Origin of the sequence: Bradyrhizobium sp. TM239, assembly GCF_036247985.1 — a bacterium.
GTDB lineage: Bacteria > Pseudomonadota > Alphaproteobacteria > Rhizobiales > Xanthobacteraceae > Bradyrhizobium > Bradyrhizobium ottawaense.
Window position 1 is genome coordinate 1 of the sequence record NZ_BTIR01000024.1, and the last position, 20,326, is coordinate 20,326.

At 64.3% G+C, this 20,326-nt stretch carries 18 protein-coding genes; 11 read left to right on the top strand and 7 right to left on the bottom strand.

Annotated elements, in window-relative coordinates; translation table 11 throughout:
* Positions 1-43: 43 nt before the first annotated feature.
* The 5 genes from AABA84_RS31220 to AABA84_RS31240 all read right to left on the bottom strand — a co-directional run bounded on the left by AABA84_RS31220 (position 44) and on the right by AABA84_RS31240 (position 5,468).
* Positions 44-1,120 (bottom strand): serine hydrolase domain-containing protein, encoded by a 1,077-nt coding sequence (locus AABA84_RS31220; RefSeq protein WP_338314045.1) that lies wholly within the window; start codon positions 1,118-1,120, stop codon positions 44-46.
* A gap of 236 nt (positions 1,121-1,356) precedes the next feature.
* Positions 1,357-2,382 (bottom strand): ABC transporter permease, encoded by a 1,026-nt coding sequence (locus AABA84_RS31225; protein WP_212250873.1) that lies wholly within the window; start codon positions 2,380-2,382, stop codon positions 1,357-1,359.
* Positions 2,383-2,393: 11 nt separating this feature from the next.
* Complete coding sequence (locus AABA84_RS31230; RefSeq protein ID WP_338314046.1) at positions 2,394-3,896, bottom strand: sugar ABC transporter ATP-binding protein; 1,503 nt, start codon at positions 3,894-3,896, stop codon at positions 2,394-2,396.
* Between the two features lie 6 nt (positions 3,897-3,902).
* Positions 3,903-4,925: a sugar ABC transporter substrate-binding protein gene (locus AABA84_RS31235; protein ID WP_018320172.1), complete on the bottom strand. Its 1,023-nt coding sequence runs from the start codon at positions 4,923-4,925 to the stop codon at positions 3,903-3,905.
* A 138-nt stretch (positions 4,926-5,063) separates the two neighbouring features.
* On the bottom strand, positions 5,064-5,468 hold the full coding sequence (locus AABA84_RS31240) for a globin (RefSeq protein ID WP_212250875.1): 405 nt from the start codon (positions 5,466-5,468) through the stop codon (positions 5,064-5,066).
* Positions 5,469-5,948: 480 nt separating this feature from the next.
* On the opposite strand from AABA84_RS31240, the gene AABA84_RS31245 reads away from it, so the two are divergent.
* From AABA84_RS31245 to AABA84_RS31290, 10 genes are all read left to right on the top strand, one after another.
* Entirely contained in the window at positions 5,949-6,323 is a 375-nt protein-coding gene (locus tag AABA84_RS31245; protein WP_212250996.1) for a DUF2946 family protein, read from the top strand.
* A 343-nt stretch (positions 6,324-6,666) separates the two neighbouring features.
* The gene (locus AABA84_RS31250) at positions 6,667-8,820 is read left to right on the top strand and encodes a TonB-dependent receptor family protein (RefSeq protein ID WP_445083431.1); all 2,154 of its coding nucleotides are present in this window, start codon (positions 6,667-6,669) and stop codon (positions 8,818-8,820) included.
* Between the two features lie 26 nt (positions 8,821-8,846).
* Positions 8,847-10,058, top strand: a complete 1,212-nt coding sequence (locus AABA84_RS31255; RefSeq protein ID WP_338314047.1) for a sialidase family protein — start codon at positions 8,847-8,849, stop codon at positions 10,056-10,058.
* Complete coding sequence (locus tag AABA84_RS31260) at positions 10,055-10,552, top strand: TlpA disulfide reductase family protein (RefSeq protein WP_338314048.1); 498 nt, start codon at positions 10,055-10,057, stop codon at positions 10,550-10,552. Before AABA84_RS31255 ends, AABA84_RS31260 begins: the two co-directional genes overlap by 4 nt.
* 27 nt (positions 10,553-10,579) lie before the next feature.
* Positions 10,580-11,116, top strand: coding sequence for a copper chaperone PCu(A)C (locus tag AABA84_RS31265; RefSeq protein WP_338314049.1), 537 nt, complete (start codon positions 10,580-10,582; stop codon positions 11,114-11,116).
* 29 nt (positions 11,117-11,145) lie between these two features.
* On the top strand, positions 11,146-11,676 hold the full coding sequence (locus AABA84_RS31270) for a YcnI family copper-binding membrane protein (protein WP_338314050.1): 531 nt from the start codon (positions 11,146-11,148) through the stop codon (positions 11,674-11,676).
* Positions 11,676-13,238, top strand: a complete 1,563-nt coding sequence (locus AABA84_RS31275; protein WP_338314051.1) for a copper resistance CopC/CopD family protein — start codon at positions 11,676-11,678, stop codon at positions 13,236-13,238. Before AABA84_RS31270 ends, AABA84_RS31275 begins: the two co-directional genes overlap by 1 nt.
* A 144-nt stretch (positions 13,239-13,382) precedes the next feature.
* Positions 13,383-14,702, top strand: coding sequence for a proline--tRNA ligase (gene proS / locus AABA84_RS31280; RefSeq protein ID WP_247321672.1), 1,320 nt, complete (start codon positions 13,383-13,385; stop codon positions 14,700-14,702).
* 90 nt (positions 14,703-14,792) lie between these two features.
* Positions 14,793-16,073, top strand: a complete 1,281-nt coding sequence (locus AABA84_RS31285; RefSeq protein ID WP_063194742.1) for a lipoprotein-releasing ABC transporter permease subunit — start codon at positions 14,793-14,795, stop codon at positions 16,071-16,073.
* A gap of 7 nt (positions 16,074-16,080) precedes the next feature.
* Positions 16,081-16,785: an ABC transporter ATP-binding protein gene (locus AABA84_RS31290; protein ID WP_097662487.1), complete on the top strand. Its 705-nt coding sequence runs from the start codon at positions 16,081-16,083 to the stop codon at positions 16,783-16,785.
* Between the two features lie 95 nt (positions 16,786-16,880).
* Here the strand turns inward: AABA84_RS31290 and AABA84_RS31295 are convergent, their stop codons facing one another.
* Positions 16,881-17,960, bottom strand: coding sequence for a zinc-binding dehydrogenase (locus AABA84_RS31295; protein WP_212250886.1), 1,080 nt, complete (start codon positions 17,958-17,960; stop codon positions 16,881-16,883).
* 108 nt (positions 17,961-18,068) lie between these two features.
* Here AABA84_RS31295 and AABA84_RS31300 point away from each other — a divergent pair, with 108 nt between their 5' ends.
* Positions 18,069-18,848, top strand: coding sequence for a helix-turn-helix transcriptional regulator (locus AABA84_RS31300; RefSeq protein ID WP_212250887.1), 780 nt, complete (start codon positions 18,069-18,071; stop codon positions 18,846-18,848).
* A gap of 56 nt (positions 18,849-18,904) precedes the next feature.
* Here AABA84_RS31300 and AABA84_RS31305 read toward each other — a convergent pair whose 3' ends face one another.
* Positions 18,905-20,212, bottom strand: coding sequence for a hypothetical protein (locus tag AABA84_RS31305; protein WP_338314104.1), 1,308 nt, complete (start codon positions 20,210-20,212; stop codon positions 18,905-18,907).
* Positions 20,213-20,326 lie beyond the last annotated feature (114 nt).

The following is a 20,326-nucleotide window of genomic DNA, read 5'->3' on the forward strand; positions in this document are numbered from 1 at the left end:
TAGGGTCACAAGCTCTCAGGATGACGGGTCCTCGCGCGACGTTTCACTTCAGCCCGGCCAACACGACATCACGCACCACCCGGATCGGTGGCATCCATTGCCGCTCATCGGCGTAATTTCCGCAGGTGATGGCCACCACGATGCCGAGGTCGGGCATCGCGAACAGCCGCTGGCCGCCATAGCCGAAGCCGCCGACCCAATGCGTGATCGGGCGGTTCGGCGGATTCCCGTACTGCAGATCGCCGCTGTACCAGAAATAGCCGTATCGGCGCTGCTCGTCGCAGGGGACGTAGGGCTGGAACGATTTCGCCAGCCAGTCCGTCGAGACGATCTGACGCCCGTCCCATTGCCCGCGGTTGAGGATCAATTGCCCGATGCGCGCGAGATCGCGCGGCGTCATACGCAGTCCTGATGCGGGCGCGGGCTGCCCGTTAAAGCCCTTGGTCCATTCGGTCGGACCGATTCCGAGGGGATCGAGCAGATTCGTGCGTGCAAAATCCGGCAGCGACTGGCCGGTGCCTTTCACCAGGAGTTGTCCGATCAGTTCGGTGCCCGCCGCACCGTAGATCCAGCGCGCGCCGGGATCGGAGATGAAGGGACGGCTGAAGATGTAGCGCAGGCGATCGGGCGACTTCTCCATCTGAATTTCGCTGTTGTTCGGGTCCTGGTAGGGAATGTCCTCGTTCCAGTCGAACCCTAGCGTCATGGTGAGCGCGTGCGCGACGGTCAGGCGCTGGAGACGGGGATCGGTCGCGGCGTCGGCGTATTCGGGGAATTGCGCGATCAGCTTCTGCTCGGGCGCGGGCACCTTGCCGAGGTCGAGCGCGATCCCATAGAGCAGGCCGAGAATGCTTTTCGTGACCGAGCGCAGGTCGTGCAGCGTGTCGGGGCCGAATGTAACGCGGCCGAGAGGGGTGCCCCAGACTTCGTCCTCGCCGGCGAAATAGCGTTCGAGCACGAGCTTGCCCATGCGCGTGACGACGACACCATGCAGGCCCCAGGCGCGCTTGTCCGCAATCGCCTTGTCGAGCCGCTCATCGAGGTCGGACGCAAAGCCCGCATCGGACGGGGGGATCGGTCCCCACGCGAAGGGCGCTGAGGCAAGCGGGCTTGTCGTCATGAGAAGCGCTCCTGCACCCGCTAGGGCAGCGCGACGATCGATGACAACCATTCGGGCTCTCGCTCCCCGGGGGGCACGCTTTCGGTGCCATGACGGAGTTGTGCTCCTGCTTTGCCCGACGTGTCAAACGTCAGCGCGGTGGCATTCACGCAATTGCAGTTTGGTAAGCGGCTGAACTTCCTCACAGTTTCTACTGTGCATGGGGTTGTTTTCGCAGTTTTTACTTCGAGCTCCGTCTACTCCGCCGTCTTCTCCCTCAAGCGCTGCGCGTAGACGTTGATGACCAGCGCTGCCAAGAGGATCAGGCCGCGGATCAGGATCTTCAGGAAGCTGTCGATGTTGACGTGGTCGAGGCCGTTGTTGAGAACACCGAGAACGAAAAGCCCGACGATGGTGTTGCCGATGCCGCCGCGGCCGCCGAACAGGCTGGTGCCGCCGACCACGACGGCGGCGATGGAGTCGAGCAGGTAAGTGTCGAACTCGTTCTGCTGTGCGCTGCCGAAATGGGCTACGCCCAGCATGCCGCCGATGCCGGAGCAGACCGCCGAGATCACCATCACTGCACCCAGGATGAGCTTGACGTTGAGGCCGGCATATTCGGCCGCCTCGCGGTTGCCCCCGACCATGTAGACGTAGCGGCCGAAGCGTGTGTAGGTCAGCACCAGATGGCCGCCGAGCAGCATCAGCGCGGCGATGATGACGAGCCAGGGGATGCCGCCGATCGAGCCCGAGCCGAGCGTGGTGATCAGGCTGGGCACCTTGTAGGCGATCTGGCCGCGCACCAGCAGCGCGGAGATGCCGGCGGCGATCTGCATCATCGCCAGCGTCATGATGAAGGAGGGGATGCCGATCACGGTCAGCCCCAGCGCGTTGACGAGGCCGAGCAGGGCGCAGAGCAGGATCGACAGGATGATCGCGACCGCGCCGGGCAGCGGAATGTTGGCGATGTTGACGTAGGATTCCTGCAGCGTGAAGTAGGCGACCGCGATGCCGGTGACGTTGGCGATGCTGGCGATCGAGAGGTCGATCTCGGCGCAGAGGATCACGAAGGTGAGGCCGACCGCGATGATGCCCGTGACCGACACCTGCGTGAGGATGTTGCCGAGATTGTCGAGCGTCGCGAAGGAGGGGCTTGCGAAGGCGAAGAAGCCGGACAGGAAGATCAGGGTCAGGAACGGGGCGATGTTGCGCATCTGCGAGCGCAGGAAGGGCGCAACGCCTCGCGCCCGCTGCCCCGCCGCCAAAGCCGTTTCGCTGCTCATGTGCTTCTCCGTCACGCCGCTTCCAGCAGGCGGTCCTTGCTGACCGGCTCGTTCTTGAATTCCCGCACCAGTGCTCCGCGCTTGAGCACGAGGATGCGGTCGGCCAGCGACAGCACCGTTTCGGGCTCGGTCGACAGCACGATGATCGCAAGGCCCTTGGCGCGGAGGTCGCGGACGATGTTGATGACGTCGTTCTTGGCGCCGACATCCATGCCGCGGGTCGGCTCGCACAGCACCAGGAGCTTGGGCGGGTAGGTCAGCCATTTCGCCAGCGCGACTTTCTGCTGGTTGCCGCCGGAGAGCATGCCGAGATCGAGGCCGACCACCGGCGGCCGGATCTGCAACTGCTCGACCTGGCGCTGCGCGATGTCGCGCTCCTGCGCCGGCTTGAGCAGCAGCGCCGAGATGCGGTCGAGAATGCTGATTGAGATGTTCTTGTAGACCGGCTCCTGATGAAACAGCATGTCGCGCCGGCTCTCGGGCACCAGCGCCACGCCGGCGCGCCGCGCCGCCGCCGTGCTGCCAAAGGTCTTGGGCGTGCCTTCGACGAGAAGCGTGCCGCCATCAGGCCTCAGCTTGCCGAACAGGATGCGCGACAGCTCCTGCTGGCCGCAGCCCATGAAGCCGTAGATACCGAGCACCTCGCCGGCCCTGGCCTCGAAGGAGATGTCCTTCAGGCTGCGCGCGAGCGAAAGCTGATCGACCTTCAGGACCACCGAGCTGTCGCTCGGCTGCGGCAGCATCAGGTCGTCGGTGTAGCTGTGCTCGAGCGCTTCGCCGCCGCGGCCGATCATGGCCTCGATCAGCGCGCCCTTGGTGGTGGCCGAGGCTGCCGTCTCGGCAACTTTCCGCCCGTTGCGGAACACGGTCACCGTGTCGGACACAAGCAGGATGTCCTCGATGAAATGCGAGATGAAGACGATGCTGGTGCCTTCCTCGCGCAATCGGCGGAGCGTTGCGAACAGGCGCTCGACCTCCGGCGGGGACAGGGCGGAGGTCGGCTCGTCCAGGATGACGATGCGGGCGCCGGAGAACAGCACGCGGGCGATCTCGATCAGCTGTTGCAGCCCGATGGGCAGGTCGCCGAGCCGGCTCATCGGATCGACGTCGATGCCGAAGCGGGCAAGCTGCTCGCCGGCCTCGCGCGCCATGCGCCGCCATTGTACGAAGCCAAGGGCGTTGGTCGGCTGATTGCCCAAGAACACGTTCTCGGCGACCGTGAGATCAGGCGCGACGCTGAGCTCCTGATGCACCATGGCGATGCCAGCTGCATGCGCATCGCGCGCCGAGCGGAAATGCGTCTCCGCCCCGTCGATCAGGAAGCGGCCGGAGAATTCGGTGTGCACGCCGGCGATGATCTTCATCAGCGTGCTTTTTCCCGCGCCGTTCTCGCCGACCAGACCATGGATCTCGCCGGGATGAAGCGCGAAGTCGACACCACGAAGCGCTTCGACGCCGCCGAAGCTCTTCGTGATGCCCTGCAGTTCAAGGATGGGCGAACGCACCTCGGGCATGAAAGTTCAGATCAGGAAGTGATCCTGCATCCACTGCATCCCGGCGGCATTGGCCTTGGTCACCACCGGACCGTCGGTGACGACGTTCTTGGGAATGCCCTGGCCGCTCTTCTCGCCGCCGACCACGGCGGAGACGCCCGCAATGATGGCGCCGCCATGGATGCGGCAGGAGGGATTGCGGACGGTCGCGAACATGCGGCCTTCGCTCACCGCCTGGATCGCCGGCGGCATGGCATCGACGCCGCCGATCAGGATATTGGTGCGGCCTCGCGCCTTCATGATGTTGGCCGCCGCGAGCGCCATGTCGTCATTGTGGAAGAACGCCGCATCGATCTGCGGGTACTTGGTCAGATATGTTTCCCAGAGGCGCGCGGTCTTGGAGACGTCCCAGTCGGCGGGCTGGGTGTCGAGCACCTCGATGCCGGGGAATTGCTTCACCGTGTTGGTGAAGCCCTTGGCTCTTCCTTGCGCGCCTGTATGTCCGAGCGCGCCCTGCGTCATGATGATCTTGCCCTTGCCGCCCATCGCGTTGCACAGCGCCTGGGTCACCGAGGCGCCCATGAACTCGTTGTCGGGAGCGAGGAAGGAGTGGACGTTGATCTGGTCGAGCGGCGCAATCAGCGTGTCCATGTCGATCACGGGCGTGCCGGCATCGATCATCTTCTGCACGGGCTGGGTGAGGGTGCCGATGCCGAAGGCCTGGATCGCGACGAAGTCCCATTTCTGCGAGGCCATGTTGTCGATTGCCGCGCGCTGCTTCACGGCGTCGAGCTGGCCGTCGAACCAAGTGACTTCGACGTTGAACAGCTTGCCCCAGAATTCGGCGGCCTGCTTGCCTTGGGCGCACCAGGTGGCCTGAAGGCCCGCGTTGGAGAAGGCGGCCTTCAGCGGCTTCTCGCTTCGCCCCACTTCTGCGGCTAGCGCTGGATTTATGCCCATGCTGCCGAGAAGGGCAGCTCCGGCGCCGGCGGTCGCTGCCGCCTGAAGAAGATCGCGCCTCGTCGTCGAGAAATCTTTCGTCCCGGACATCGCTCGCTCCCATAAATTTTTCGTCGGCGCGTCATTGATTGCGCAACCGATGTCGAAAGTGTCTCACAAGAGTTGATGCCACTCAATCTGCAATCACACGCGCCGTCGCAGCAGGCCGCGTTGGTGCAGCGCAAAGCGTCAGGCGGTCGTGCCCGCGAATGCGTCGATGTCGACGAGCAATGTGTCCCAGGCTTGCGCGATCTCGATTGACCATTCATCGCCGAGCAGGTCGCGCAGCGTGTCCCTGATGACAGTGAAGAAGGCGGTGAATAGCTGGCGCGACGTGCCATAGGCGTCGTGCGAGGCAACCTCGCAGGCAATCAGCCGGAAATGCCCATGACGCATCCCGGCGAAATCGAGAATCGCCTCGATCGTCAGCGCGAGCATCGATCCCTTCACGAGGTCACCGCCCTCCGAGCGGAACATCGCCTGCGTTTCGGGATGCTCGTCGAACAGGCGCTGGTAGACGAGGGGCGTGAGATCCGCGCAGCGCGAGGCCGCGAGCTCAAAGCTGAGTTCGACCGGATTGGAGGACATATTCATCGGCGAAAGTGCCATGCGGACAAAAAAAGAGCGGGGCCCTGGCCCCGCTCAAAAATTGTGTCGACCCTATTATCCCCGATTCTAAGATTTGCTCTTGATTGACGGGGCGACGCTGCGTTTTGCGCGCCAGGGGCTCCTCCCGAGACTTGGACCACCAGACTTCGACCTCACGGCCAGCCTGAGCAAGCGGGATGCTAGATCAACTTTTCTCACTTGTCATCATTTTCGGCAACGAATGTTCAAAATTCGAGCAATAGACGAAATGATCGGGCTTTTGGCCCCGCAAGTATATGACAAATATAAGAAATCTGTGGATGTCGGGCCGTTTGATTTGCCTCAAACGCCCGCGCTCGGTGCCGTGCTGGGGTACCGCGGCCACAGTTTTCGCCAAATTTGTGCTGGGCCAAGAAGGCGGCGGAACTGACCTCGACTTGGGGGCGGCACGGTGTTTAGTTGGTGGACGAACAAGCGGTTCGGCGGATGCGCGCGCGGCTACAGAAATTCCTACCCCTGGTCCTGCTCGCCCTGGCGATGCAGGTGTTGGCGCCGATTGCCGCGTGCTGGGCGACCGGCCGGGCCGTTGCCGATCCGCTGTCTGCCGTTGTCATCTGCCACAGTGCGAGCGAGCAGGGCGGCCTCGACGATCGGACGGGGACCCCGGCCGCGCATGCGGGTGCGTGCGCCCTGTGCTGCCTGGCGCAGGCGGGCGCGTCGCTCGATTCGCCGACGCACGCGGGACTCTCGATTCCCTTCCGCCATGCCGCGCGCGTGGTGTGGCAGCCGGCGGATGCGTCGGCCATCAGCGCTCACAAGGGTTCGAGCGCCCAGGCGCGCGCGCCACCTCAATTCTCCTGACGTAGCGACAAACCGAACCGTTGGCGCGCGCCGTTGCCGCCGATGGCGTGCTCAATGAGGCCGGCCGAGGTGCCGGATGTCAGGAATTCAAGAGATGTTACGCATTCGTGCGATGGGGCGCGCCGGCTTGCCCGTGCTTTTCGGACTGGTGTCCCCGATCGGTTCAGACGCGCTCGCCCAGGCTGCCTCGGAAGCGATTCCCGCAGTGACGGTCGAGGCGCCCAAGACGTCCCGTCCCAAACCAATCACCCGGCCAACGCGGCTGCGCTCCGCTTCGGCGGCGCGCGCAGCGAGGCCGGTCGCGCCGGTCGCGATCGATGGCGCCCAGGGGCAGAACAACACGATGTCCGCCGGCGCAGTGCGGGCCGGTCTCAATCAGGCGCCGGCCGGCCAGACCGCGACGACCATCGATCGCAGCCAGTTCGACAACCGCCCGTCGTTTTCGGTCAGCGACGTCCTGCGGGACAGTCCGGGCATTTCGATCAAGCAGGGTAATGGCCCGCGCGATTTTGGCATCTCGATTCGCGGATCCAACGCCCGGAACGGTTTCGGCATCCGCAATCTCGTGATCTTCGACGACGGTTTCCCCGTTACGCAGCCGGACGGCCTGTCGCGCAGCGACCTGATCGACCCCCACGCCTATGGTGCGATCGACGTGATCCGCGGCCCCTCGTCGGCGCTCTACGGCAATTACGCGACCGGCGGCGCGCTCAATTTTCGCACACGGCCGGGCGGCACGATCGACGGCGTCGAATACGGCGTCGACGGCGGCAGCTACGGCTATCTCAACAATTACCTGGCGGCCGGCAAGAAGGTCGGGAATTTCGAGGGCTCGCTGTTCGCGAGCGACACACGAGGCGACGGCTATATCGGCAATAGCTGGTTTAATACGCAGACCGTCAACTTCCTCGGCACGCTCAAGGCGACGCCGGACGACCGTTTCACGGTCAAGATCATCAACAACGATCTCAGCGCGCGGCTGCCGCTTCGCTCCACGCTGAACCAATATTATCAAAATCCCTTCCAGCAGGGATGTGCGACCGGTGCCACGGCCGCGCCCGGATGCGGTACGGTCAGGCTGTTCAACAATGGCTTCAACGCGACCGCCGGAACCGATACGGAGACGGCCGCGCAGGCCGGGCTCGGCCGCAACGACCGCCGAACAATCGTCGGCGGCCGGTGGGAGCACGATCTCGACAACACCACGACCTGGCGCAACCAGTTCGTGTTCGACGATCGGAACATCAGCCAGCCAACTGGCTCCACCAGCTCGATCGGCGACTTCCCGTCGTACAACTACATGAGTGATCTCACCAAGCGCGGAGAGATTCTCGGCCTGGAATCCACTGCGTTCTTCGGCGCCTTCTACAATACCCTGACGGCGTCGAGCGACACACGAAACGTGATGCCGGGAGGCAACGCGACACTCGGTAGGTTGTCGAGCAATCTCTACAGCGAGACGACCAATTATGGTGTTCGTGCCAGGGAAGAGCTCAAGCTTACGTCGTCGCTAACGGCCGTTGCGGGTATCGGTTGGGAGACGACCTTGCTCAAGGGCACCAATACGGCCTATTCGTACGCTGGTCCAACCGGCATCACCACGACAACGCCGACGACCGCGGACAGGCAGTTTCAAAACACTGCACCAGAGTTGGCGCTGCTCTACAATCTCAATAACGAATGGCTGTTCCGGGCACGCGTTGCCACGGGGTATGGCACTCCGCAGGTCTCGAATCTCTTCGTCGCTCAGACGGGACTATCGGGCAACAATACGCAGCTCCAAGCCCAGAAGAATCTTGGCTACGATCTCGGTTTCGATTGGACGCCGAACAGCGCGCTCAAGCTCAGCGCGACTGGCTTTTACGAGTTCTTCCGGAACGAGATCGTCAACCAGGCGACATCGGTCGCGGGTGTAAACTATTCGTTCAACGCGCCGCGCTCGGAACATCGCGGCATCGAGCTTGCCGCCGATTGGAAGTTCTATCCGGGTTGGCGGTTCATGGCGGCGTACACCTATCTCGATGAGGTCTATACCGAATATGTCGAGAACATCACCAATGGCGCCGTCTTCAGCTTCAACCGTGCCGGCAACAAAATTCCCGGTATCTCGCCCAACGAGTTGACGGCTCGAATTGGCTATGACGAGTTCGCCGGGCCGCTGGCAGGCCTCGGCGGCTTCGTCGAGGTCCAGTGGAAGGACTCTTTCTACATGGACAATGCCAATCTGCTGAAGGCGCCGGGCTACGAATTGGTCAATGTGAATGTCCACTACAAGACCGACTTGGTGTCCGACACCTTCAGGTCACTCAATCTGTTTCTCGAAGTCAGGAACGTATTCGATCGCACCTATGTTGCGTCCGCAAACAACATCGCAAACACGGTGACGGCCGCCGGCCTGCAAATTCCAGGGAGCACGCTCGCAAGCACGGCGCCTGGATCGATCTATGCGGGCTCGCCACGCCTGTTCGTTGCAGGTATGAAGGTGGCCTTCAAATGATCCGGGCTCTCGAAGGGACTAGGGCCATGATCCGAACTGGCTTGCTCGCGATAGCTGCTCTCGCATGCCTGCAAAGCGCGGCGCTGGGGCAGATGCGTGCCCCGCATGTGTCCGAGGCGGCGTGTGAGGAGCCGACGCTACGCTGTGCGACCAAGGCGACGCCTGCCTTCGGTCCGGACGGCACGCTGTGGCTGGTCTGGATGGCGGGAGGGCAGGTCTCGGTTGCACGTTCGCAGGATGCGGGCCATACCTTCTCCACCCCAACGCAGGTCACGACGAAGCGGCTGAACCTCGATTGGGGACCGGATGCGCGGCCGAAGATCGTGGTCGATCGCAACGGCGGCATCGCGCTCGCGTTCTCGACCTTCAGGGACGAGGCCTTCAACGGTCAGGTGCTCACCACGCGCTCGGCCGACGGCGGCAGGAGCTTTGCCGAGCTGAAGCCCATCACCGCCAATAACGAGAGCCAGCGGTTTGAGGCGCTGGCGCTCGATCAGGATGGGACGGTGTTCGCGGCCTGGCTCGACAAGCGCAATCGCATTTTTGCGAAGGAAGCGGGACAGAAGTACGAGGGAGCCGGGCTGTTCTTCACTTCGTCCAGCGACGGCGGCACGACCTACGCAGAAGCGAAGCTGGCGCGTGAGGGCACCTGCGAATGCTGTCGGTTGGGGCTGGCATTCGCAGCGCCCGGGCGGCCGGTCGCGATCTTCAGGAATATCTTCGACGGCGGGGTGCGCGATCACGCCGTCATGACCTTCACCGACCTGTCGACACCGGGAGAAATCCGTCGGATCAGCAACGACGATTGGCAGATCAACGCCTGTCCGCATCACGGGCCGAGCCTTACCGTTGCCCCGAACGGAACCTATCACGTCGCCTGGTACACCAACGGGAAGGCGCGGAAAGGGCTATTCTACGCCCACTCGCGCGACGAGGGCCGCACGTTCTCTTCGCCGATGGCGCTGGGGCGGCCGGATCGTAATCCGACGCGCCCCTTCGTGCTCGCGGGCGCGGCGGGCACGGTGATGGTCTGGAAGGAGTTCGACGGTGAAAAGACCTCGGTCCAGATGACGGTCTCCCGCGACGATGGCGAGACGTGGTCGGCGCCGAAGGCGATATCGAGCACGACCGACACCTCCGATCACCCTTTGCTGGTCTCCAACGGCAAGCAGACCTACCTGTCGTGGATGACGAAGGCGGACGGCTATCGGCTCACGGCAATCGAGGACCAACCATGAGACGTCGATTTGCACGCATTCTGGGCCTTTGCATCCTGGTCGCATCGGCCTCTGCGCTCGCAGCGCCGCCGACTCTCAAGCCGTTCGAACGTGGCAGCTGGCAAGGCGTCCTAAAGGGGCATACGGGGCGCCCGACGCTCGTGCATTTCTGGGGCGTGACCTGTGGCCCGTGCAAGGTCGAGCTGCCGCTACTCGGGCGGTTTGCAAAGGAGCATCCGGAGATCGATGTCGTCACGATCAGCGCCGATCTCGTGCCGAACCTGCCGGCCGCCACGCAATCGATGCTCGACAAGGCCGGGCTCTCGTCCACCGAGAACTTCGTCTTCAACGATGGCTTCGTCGAGCGCTTGCGATTCGAGATCGATCCGGCTTGGCAGGGCGACATCCCCAGGACCATGCTCATCTCCCCGGAAGGCACCATCACGACGATCGAAGGCTCGGCCGAGATTGCCGATCTTGAAAAATGGTCGGCGCAACAGCATTCCAAACACTGAGTTCAAGTCTGCAAAGGGAATACCGACATGAAGAAAATCTCGAAGAACGTGCTGCTCGCCGCGTTCGCTCTTGCGATCTCCGCAGCACCGGCGGTCGCCGACGACGTCAAGGCCGGCGATCTCGTCATCTCGCAGGCGTGGAGCCGTGCGACGCCGGGCGGCGCCAAGGTCGCCGGCGGCTATCTGACCATCGAGAACAAGGGCACGGCGGCCGACAGACTGGTCAGCGTGTCCGCCGATATCGCGGGGAAGAGCGATATCCACGAGATGGCGATGGACAACGGCGTCATGAAGATGCGGCCGCTCGACAAGGGGCTCGCCATCGATCCCGGCAAGACCGTGAAGCTCGCGCCCGGCGGCAATCATCTGATGCTCCAGGAGCTCAAGGGCGCGTTCAAGCAGGGCGACAAGGTTCCGGTGACGCTGCAATTCGAGAAGGCCGGCAAAGTCGCGGTGTCCCTCGACGTCCAGGGCGTCGGCGCGCAGGCGCCTGGCGATGCCGGGCATTCAGGTCATATGGACATGAAGAAAATGCCGGATCACTCGGGAATGAAGATGAAATGAGACTGATCTGGACTCTCGGGAGACCGAACATGTCGAAGCAATCCTGCCTGATCCTAGTTGCCGCGATCGCCGCCTCGCCCGCGGCGGCGCACGTGTCGATCGAGACCAAGCAAGCCACGGTCGGCACGTCTTACAAGGCCGTCTTCACCGTGCCGCATGGCTGCGCGGGCTCGCCGACGGTGAAGGTCCGGGTGCAAATTCCGGAAGGGGTGATCGCGGTGAAGCCGATGCCGAAGGCGGGCTGGAATGTCGATGTCGTCGAGGGCAAATATGCTGGGGAATACGACTATCACGGCAACAAGCTCTCCTCCGGCGTCAAGGAGGTCGCGTGGTCCGGCGGCAAGCTGCCGGACAAGAACTATGACGAGTTCGTCCTCAGCACGTTCCTTACCGACAGCCTCAAGCCGAACACGGTGCTGTACTTCCCCGTCGTTCAGGAATGCGAGGCCGGCGTCAGCCGCTGGATCGAAATTCCGGTGGCGGGGGCAGGGCATTCACATGAGGGCAAGTCCGAGGGTAAGTCGCCGGCGCCGGGCGTGAAACTTTTGCCAAAACCCTGATGCGCCTGCTCGCCGCGCTTGCGACGCTGCTCCTCGTTGCCGGCTTCGCAAGCGGTGCGTCGGCGCATGCGGCGCTGGTCTCGGTCGAGCCGGCGAGCGGCAGCATGCTCAAGGCCGCGCCCAAGGCGGTGGAACTGCGCTTCAACGAGGCGGTGACGCCGGGCGCGATCCGGCTGATCGATGGTGCGGGCAGGGCGCGGGACGATGCGCGCGTCAGCGCATCGGGCGAGACGATTTCGGTCGTGATGCCGGTGGATCTGCCTGAGGGCACCGCGGTCGTCAGCTATCGCGTGATCTCGCAGGACGGCCATCCCGTCACCGGATCGGTGATCTTCTCGATCGGCATGCCGACGACGACGAAGCCTCCCGCCGCGGTGGACGGTGGGTTGAACGCGTTGATCTGGCTGACGCGCGTCGGCCTTTACGTCGGGCTGTTCATTGGCGTCGGCGGCGTGTTCTTCGCGCGCTGGGTTGCGTGGTCGATGACCGGCATGGCGGTCCCGCGCATGGCGCTCGCCCTCGGCCTCCCGAGCGCGGTGGCGTCCCTTGGCGCGTTGGGCCTCGATCTCCTTGGGCTGCCGCCATCTGCTCTCGCCACGGCTGGTCCCTGGAAGGTCGCATTTGCGACCAGTGCAGGCCCCGCCTTGCTGGTTGCCCTCGCGGCGATGCTGTTCGCATTGATGGCGCTGCGGAGCGCATGGTACGCGCGCGCCCTTGCGATGATCGCATTCATCGGCGTCGGTTTGTCGCTCGCCATGACCGGGCACGCCGCAACGGCACCGCCCGAGGCGTTGACGCGGCCGGCGATCTTTCTCCATGGCCTCGGCGTTGCCTTCTGGATCGGCGCGCTGGCGCCGCTCGTCGCGCTGGTGTCGCGGCCGACGATTGCGACGTGCCCGATCGTGAACCGCTTTTCCCGCATTGCTGCGCTCGCGGTCGGCGTGCTGGCCTTGACCGGCCTCACACTCGCGATCGTGCAGCTCGAAAAGCCGGGAGCGCTGGTCGAGACTCGCTACGGGCTGATCCTCTCGGTCAAGCTCATCCTGGTCACGGGATTGCTGGCGCTGGCCGCGCTCAATCGGTTCCGGCTGACTCCGGCTCTGGCCCGGAACCAGACAGGGACGCCCGCGCTCAAGCGCTCGATCCTGCTGGAAAGTACGATTGCTCTCGTCATCCTGGCCGTGGTCGCCGGCTGGCGCTTCACACCGCCGCCGCGGACGATCGTGCCGGAGACGCCGTTGGCGATCCACATCCACAGCGACAAGGCGATGTTCCAGGTCCTGGTCTCGCCGGGCAAGGCGGGGACCAATGATGTCGTGCTCCAGCTCATGACCGGCGAAGGGACGCCGCTGGCGGCCAAGGAGGTGACGTTGACCCTGAGCCTGCCCGAGCGCGGCATCGAGCCGATGGAGCGAAGCGCCTCGCTCGGGCCCGACGGCTACTGGCACGTGCGCAAAGTCGAGCTGCCCTTTGTAGGCCGCTGGCACGTACGGATCGACGCGCTGGTGACCGACTTCGAGCAGATCACGCTCGAAGATGAACTCGATGTCACGGAACGATAAGATGCAGCTCCGGCCGAACCTGAAGTCCGACGGAAAAATGACAGGAATTCCGCTGCGTTAGCGGCTTTTCCTCATTCCCGGTCTTGTGTTTTCGCTCTCAATCCGGTTTCACTGCAACCCATCACTGATTCCCAGAGTATTACCATGCGGTTGTCGCGGTTCTTTCTGCCCATCCTGAAGGAAAATCCGAAAGAGGCGGAGATCGTCTCGCATCGGCTGATGCTGCGCGCCGGCATGATCCGGCAGGAGGCGGCCGGCATTTACGCCTGGCTGCCGCTCGGCTTCCGCGTGCTGAAGAAGATCGAGCAGATCGTGCGCGAGGAGCAGGACCGCTCGGGCGCGCTGGAACTGTTGATGCCGACGCTCCAGCTTGCCGACCTCTGGCGCGAGAGCGGCCGCTACGACGCCTACGGCCCGGAGATGCTGCGCATCGCCGACCGCCACAAGCGCGAGCTGCTGTACGGGCCGACCAACGAGGAAATGATCACCGAGATCTTCCGCGCCTATGTGAAGTCCTACAAGAACCTGCCGCTGAATCTCTATCATATCCAATGGAAATTCCGCGACGAGCAGCGTCCGCGTTTCGGCGTGATGCGCGGCCGCGAGTTCCTGATGAAGGACGCCTATTCGTTCGACCTCAACGAGGCCGCGGCGCGCGTCGCCTACAACAAGATGTTCGTGGCTTACCTGCGCACCTTTGCGCGGATGGGGCTGAAGGCGATTCCGATGCGCGCCGAGACCGGCCCGATCGGCGGCGATCTCAGCCACGAGTTCATCGTGCTGGCCGAGACCGGCGAATCCGGTGTGTTCATCAATCGCGACGTGCTGGACCTGCCGGTGCCGGGCGAGGACGTCGACTACGAGAGCGACCTGACGCCGATCATCAAGCAATGGACCTCGGTCTACGCCGCCACGGAGGACGTCCACGACGCTGCGCGGTTCGAGCAGGAAGTGCCCGCCGACAAGCGGGTGAATACCCGCGGCATCGAGGTCGGGCAGATCTTCTATTTCGGCACCAAATATTCCGACGCGATGAAGGCCCTGGTGGCGGGCCCCGACGGCGTCGATGTGCCGATCCATGGCGGGTCCTACGGCGTCGGCGTCTCGCGCCTGCTGGGCGCTATCATCGAAGCCTGCCATGACGATGCCGGCATCAAATGGCCGGAGGCCGTCGCGCCGTTCCGCGTGTCGATTCTCAACCTCAAGCAGGGCGATGCGGCGGTCGATGCGGCCTGCGAGAAGCTTTATGCCGAGCTCGCGGCCAAGGGCGTCGACGTGCTGTATGACGACACCGACCAGCGCGCCGGCGCCAAATTCGCCGCAGCCGACCTGATCGGTATCCCCTGGCAGATCATGATCGGCCCGAAGGGGCTCGCCGACGGCAAGGTCGAGATCAAGCGGCGCAGTGACGGCTCCCGCGAGACCATGTCGCCTGCGGACGCGGTCGCAAGACTTGTGGGCTGATAAGCCTGGTCGGCTGAATATTGTTCATCGCCCGATATCGCGGCCGCCAATCCGGCCACATTTGACCCCGAATCATGGGATTATCGAGCGATGGATGAGACCATGACCGAAACCGTGCAAACCGCGCCTTTTGCGCCATTCGAGTGGATGCTGTCGGCGCGCTATTTGCGGGCGCGCCGCAAGGAGGGATTCATCTCGGTCATCGCCGGGTTCTCCTTCCTCGGCATCATGCTGGGCGTGGCGACGCTGATCATCGTCATGGCCGTGATGAACGGCTTCCGCAAAGAGCTGCTCGACAAGATATTGGGCCTCAACGGCCACATCCTGGTGCAGCCGCTGGAATCGCCGCTGACCGACTGGAAGGACGTTGCCGACCGCCTCAGCCAGGTCAAAGGCATCCGGCTTGCTGCGCCCGTGGTGGACGGGCAGGCGCTGGCGTCCTCGCCGTGGAACGCCTCGGGCGTGCTGGTGCGCGGCATCCGCTCCGACGACCTCAACAACCTCACCTCGATCGCCAAGAACATCAAGCAAGGCTCGCTCGAGGGTTTTGACGACGGGCAGGGCGTCGCGATCGGCCGGCGCCTCGCCGACCAGCTGTCGCTGCATGCCGGCGACAGCATCACGCTGGTGGCCCCGAAGGGCGCGGTGACGCCCATGGGCACGACACCGCGCATCAAGCCGTACAAGATCGCCGCCGTGTTCGAGATCGGCATGTCCGAATACGATCTCGGCTTCGTGTTCATGCCGCTTGCGGAAGCGCAGGCCTATTTCAATCGCAGCAACGACGTCACCTCGATCGAGGTGTTCACCACCAATCCCGACCAGATCGTTGCCTTCCGTCAGGCCGTGACGGAGGCTGCGGGCAGGCCGGTGTTCCTGGTGGATTGGCGGCAGCGCAACTCGACCTTCTTCAATGCGCTCCAGGTCGAGCGCAACGTGATGTTCCTGATCCTGACCATGATCGTGCTGGTCGCAGCGCTGAACATCGTCTCCGGCCTGATCATGCTGGTGAAGGACAAGGGCAGCGACATCGCGATCCTGCGCACGATGGGGGCCTCACAGGGCTCGATCATGCGCATCTTCCTGATCACGGGCGCCTCGATCGGCGTGGTCGGCACGCTGGTCGGCTTCGTCGTCGGCCTCGTGATCTGCCTCAACATCGAATCCATCCGGCAATTCCTGTCCTGGCTGACCAGCACCGAGCTGTTCTCGCCGGAACTCTATTTCCTGTCGAAACTGCCCGCCGAGATCGACGTCGGCGAGACCACGGCCGTCGTCATCATGGCGCTGACGCTGTCGTTCCTGGCGACGCTGTACCCGTCGTGGCGCGCCGCGCGCCTCGATCCGGTCGAAGCGCTGCGGTACGAGTGAGGGGTTGATGGAGCAGCAGCAGGGGGCAGAAGACGTACCGGTCATTTATCTCCACGAGATAAAGCGGCAGTACTTGCAGGGCGAGGTGCCGCTGACGATCCTGGACGGCGCCAAGCTCGCGCTGTGGGCCGGACAGTCGGTGGCACTGGTGGCGCCGTCAGGCTCGGGCAAGTCGACGCTGCTGCACATCGCAGGGTTGCTCGAGGCGCCCGATTCCGGCGAGGTCTATGTCAACGGCGCGCCGACCTCGCAGCTGCCCGACATCGAGCGCACCCAGCTGCGCCGTACCGATATCGGCTTCGTCTACCAGTCGCACCGGCTGCTGCCGGAGTTCTCGGCGCTGGAGAACGTCATGATGCCGCAGATGATCCGCGGCCTGAAGAAGTCCGAGAGCGTCAAGCGCGCCAAGGAGATTTTGGGCTATCTCGGCCTCGGCGACCGCATCACCCATCGCCCGGCCGAGCTGTCCGGCGGCGAGCAGCAGCGCGTCGCGATCGCGCGCGCGGTTGCCAACGCGCCGCGGGTGCTGTTCGCGGACGAGCCGACCGGCAACCTCGATCCGCACACGGCGGATCATGTGTTCCAGGCCCTGATGCAGCTGGTCAAGGCGACCAAGGTTTCGATGCTGATCGCGACCCACAACATGGAGCTTGCCGGCCGCATGGACCGGCGCGTGTCGCTGTCGAACGGCCAGGTCGTCGAGCTCGAATAACCAATTTTGCGGAAACAACCCCATGCACAGTAGCCAAGTGCTTGGTCGGACTGACGAAAAAATCGGCGACAGCGCTCGGCCGCCGCCTCAGAACCTTAAGGCCTGATCACCGTCAATCTGAACGGTCCGCCATGGGCCGCGGCATGCGTCACCGCCTCGTTGGCGTGGTCGAGGTCGAAGGCCGTCGTCTCATATTCCTCCAGCCTGAGCAGGCCCGCGCGCACCAGCGCGATCAAGCGGCTCGCGGCATCCGGCGGGTACATCCAGACGCCGTGGATGCTGATGCAGTTGCGCATGATCCAGGGGTAGGAGAGCTCGAGGCCCGCGCCGCCGGCCATGCCGACGCCGCCCATCAGCACCACGCGTCCATAGGGACGCACCGTCATGATCGCCGCGCGCACGACGTTGGTACTCACGGAGGGCGGCATGATGTCGAGCACGCAATCGATCGGGCCTGATGCAGCGCGCTTCATCGCCTCGCGGTCGTCGTGCTCAACGCCGGTGAGCTTGACCGGCCTCACGCGGCTGCCAAAGCGCCGGACGAGATCGGCGAGGATTTTCTCGTTGCGGCCCGGCGTGACCACGCAGGCCGCGCCCATTGCGAGGGCCACCGAGACGGCCGCGCTGCCGAAATTGCCGGTGGCCCCGCTCACCAGCACGGTCTCGCCGGGTTGCAGGTTTGCAGCGAGGAAGCCGCCGTAAGGCACCAGCAGCGTGCCCAGCGCGCACCATTGCGTCGCTTCCTCCGGCGTGATCGTGCCGAGGCGTTTGACGTTCTCGGTCGGCAGTCGCATCTGCTCGGCAAACGAGCCGTGGCGAAAATGCTGTTGCAGGCGCATGCCGCCGGGGCCGGCGGCCGTGAGCCCCTGGAGGGCGATATCGGGCGCGACGACATCATCGCGCGAACGCACCGTCGGATCGCAGAACACCCAGTCACCGATGCTGAGCCTGGTGGCGTCCGGGCCGATCGCGCGCACTCGGCCGATGCCGCCGGGGCCGGGGATAACAGGCAGGTCGAGCGCGTAATTGCGTGTCCCGTCAAAGACCTCGTTCATGTAGGAGAGCACGCGCGTGGCGACGACGTCGACGATGACCTCGCCGGTGCCGAGCGTCGGCTCCTGAACGTCCTCGATGGCCAGCGGTGATCCCAGGGATGTGAGTACGGCAGCTTTCATGATGTTCACCTCAAGGTCGGGTGAAGCCGATATGCTCGGCCTTGGAGGGGCCGGGAAGGCCTGGTATTATCCTAGTATTCTCAGGGCCCTCCATGCGGGAGCGACACCATGGCCGATCCACGCCGCGTCGAATTCGGCGACTTCCTGCGGTCCCGCCGCGAAAAGCTGGCACCAAAGACGGTCGGATTGCCTGCGGGTAGCCGGCGCCGCACCGCGGGGCTGCGCCGCGAGGAGGTCGCACAGCTCGCCGGCATCGGTGTCGACTGGTACATCCGTCTCGAGCAGGGCCGAACCGTCAGCCCCTCCGTCACCACCGTCGATGCGCTGGCGCGCGCGCTGCGGCTCAGCAAGACCGAGCATGCGCATCTGAAGGCACTGGCGCGCGATGGCGCAAGGGGCGCGTTCACGCGCGAGATCGTGCCGCCGGCGATCCTGCGTCTGGTCGAGAGCCTACCGCATCCGGCCTACATCACCGGGCGGCGCTGGGACGTGCTGGCCTGGAACGCGGCGGCCGAGGAGGTCTTCGCGTTTGGCCGGCTGCCGGAGGAGGACCGCAACACGCTGCTCTTGATGATGACCAACAAGCGCACGCGAAAATCCTACGGGGCGGGCTGGGCTGACGTCGCCAAGCGCATGGTCGCGATGTTTCGCGCCACCCATGACGTCTGGGCCGGCGATCCCGCCTTTGCGGAGCTGCTGACGCGCTTGCGCGAAGGCAGTCCCGAATTCGTCAAATGGTGGGGCGCGCACGAAGTGCACGGCACATTGTCGGGCCGCAAGACCATGACCCATCCCACCAAGGGCGTCCTGCATTTCGAGCACACCAGCTTTCAGGCCAACGACGATCCCGCGCTGAAGCTGGTGATCTATACGCCGGTCGGGGGCTAACCGAGCGGCAGGCTTTCACTTCTGAAGACTGATTGTCGAGTTTGCCCGCCTTGCGCTTACGGGGCGGGCGCGGCCGCAGGCGTTGCGCTGACGTTCGGCAGGGCACCACCTGCTGTCCAGGGACTGTCCGTCCAGGGCGTCGGCTGCAGGGAATTCGCCGGCCAGGATTTTGCCGGGCCTGTCGCGGCTGAGGTGCACGACGTCCCGAGCTGGGTCCACACCGACGTCAAACCGGTCGTGTCGATGGTGAAGCTGGTGACGTCGGCCTTTCCCTCGGGTTCAGGCGTGGTTTCCCGGACCTTCAGGGAATGCGAGGCCAGCACCGCCTTGACCATGTCGGGATCGACGGCGCCGTTCCAGACCTCGTACTTTCCGAACCGCACCGGTGGCCCGCCGGCTTCCTTGCTCATGTCGGCGCTGGCCGCGATCAGGATCGTTTTCTTGCCGGCGGCCGATGCGTCGATCTCACCTGCGAACATCAGCGGCACGCGCTTCTTGTTTTCGCAGTACAGGCGCCATTCCATGGTCCGGAACGACGCGTCGCTCTCCTTCTTCACCGCGGCGATCTTGCTGATGAACGGCCGTGTGCCCTTTTCCAGCCGCCACATCGTCTCGGCCAGCGGCCGCGTGTCGATACCGAAGCGGTAGAGCTCGGGCCGCGTCAGCACGTGCAGGTTTTCGAATTTCACGGTGCGGATCAGCGCATCGAGCTCGGGGCTGATTCCCATCGCCACAATGAACGCGGCGCGGTCGCGATCGGCGCCGGCGATCCGGCGCCGCCGCGCTTCGGCGACCACCTCCGGAGGCGGATTGCCGCTAAATCTGAGGATCAGCCTGGAGTTATGCACCGCCAGCGCGGCATCGGGGGCAACCTCGCGAGAGGTCGCGCCGAGAAACAGGTAGCCGCAGGCCGAGTTGCACATCGCATGATAGGTGGTGAGCTCGGCCTCGACCTCGCCGGTGGTGTTCTTGATCTTCAGGCACGCGGCGTCCACCTGCGTGCCGGCGGCGCACGCCGTCGCGATCGTCCGGCCAACCCGGGCGATTGCCCTGCGGCTGCGCAGCAGCCGCGCGATCACATAGGACTGCTCCACGTTCCCGCCGGGCGAATGGAGGTAGATCGGGCGCTGCAGATCCTTGACGCCGGCGAGGAAGCGGCGAATGCGGGGCGCAGCGTCCTGATCGATCTGGCCCTCGATGGCGATCCAGCGGTCGCAGCCCGGCCCGCACGCGTCGGGCGCGCCTTTGGCGAGATAGATCGTCAGCTGGGAGGCAAAGCCGGGTTTTTCGGCCGGCGTCCCTTCGGCACGCAATGCGCCGGAAAACAACAGCAGGGCCAGGAGAAGCAGGGCTCGGACGAGCATGAACTGTGAGACCACGAAGTGCATCCTGATGCTGACGCTATACGACCAAGGATGCGTCCACAACTTGCGGTGGCGCGGGGAGCCGCGTTTATTTTTCGCCGACACGTGCAGATG

Coding starts and splice junctions, on each gene's coding strand:
- AABA84_RS31220 (WP_338314045.1), bottom strand. CDS start 1,120: ATGACGACAAGCCCGCTTGCCTCAGCGCCCTTCGCGTGGGGACCGATC.
- AABA84_RS31225 (WP_212250873.1), bottom strand. CDS start 2,382: ATGAGCAGCGAAACGGCTTTGGCGGCGGGGCAGCGGGCGCGAGGCGTT.
- AABA84_RS31230 (WP_338314046.1), bottom strand. CDS start 3,896: ATGCCCGAGGTGCGTTCGCCCATCCTTGAACTGCAGGGCATCACGAAG.
- AABA84_RS31235 (WP_018320172.1), bottom strand. CDS start 4,925: ATGTCCGGGACGAAAGATTTCTCGACGACGAGGCGCGATCTTCTTCAG.
- AABA84_RS31240 (WP_212250875.1), bottom strand. CDS start 5,468: ATGAATATGTCCTCCAATCCGGTCGAACTCAGCTTTGAGCTCGCGGCC.
- AABA84_RS31245 (WP_212250996.1), top strand. CDS start 5,949: ATGCGCGCGCGGCTACAGAAATTCCTACCCCTGGTCCTGCTCGCCCTG.
- AABA84_RS31250 (WP_445083431.1), top strand. CDS start 6,667: ATGTCCGCCGGCGCAGTGCGGGCCGGTCTCAATCAGGCGCCGGCCGGC.
- AABA84_RS31255 (WP_338314047.1), top strand. CDS start 8,847: ATGATCCGAACTGGCTTGCTCGCGATAGCTGCTCTCGCATGCCTGCAA.
- AABA84_RS31260 (WP_338314048.1), top strand. CDS start 10,055: ATGAGACGTCGATTTGCACGCATTCTGGGCCTTTGCATCCTGGTCGCA.
- AABA84_RS31265 (WP_338314049.1), top strand. CDS start 10,580: ATGAAGAAAATCTCGAAGAACGTGCTGCTCGCCGCGTTCGCTCTTGCG.
- AABA84_RS31270 (WP_338314050.1), top strand. CDS start 11,146: ATGTCGAAGCAATCCTGCCTGATCCTAGTTGCCGCGATCGCCGCCTCG.
- AABA84_RS31275 (WP_338314051.1), top strand. CDS start 11,676: ATGCGCCTGCTCGCCGCGCTTGCGACGCTGCTCCTCGTTGCCGGCTTC.
- proS (WP_247321672.1), top strand. CDS start 13,383: ATGCGGTTGTCGCGGTTCTTTCTGCCCATCCTGAAGGAAAATCCGAAA.
- AABA84_RS31285 (WP_063194742.1), top strand. CDS start 14,793: ATGGATGAGACCATGACCGAAACCGTGCAAACCGCGCCTTTTGCGCCA.
- AABA84_RS31290 (WP_097662487.1), top strand. CDS start 16,081: ATGGAGCAGCAGCAGGGGGCAGAAGACGTACCGGTCATTTATCTCCAC.
- AABA84_RS31295 (WP_212250886.1), bottom strand. CDS start 17,960: ATGAAAGCTGCCGTACTCACATCCCTGGGATCACCGCTGGCCATCGAG.
- AABA84_RS31300 (WP_212250887.1), top strand. CDS start 18,069: ATGGCCGATCCACGCCGCGTCGAATTCGGCGACTTCCTGCGGTCCCGC.
- AABA84_RS31305 (WP_338314104.1), bottom strand. CDS start 20,212: ATGCTCGTCCGAGCCCTGCTTCTCCTGGCCCTGCTGTTGTTTTCCGGC.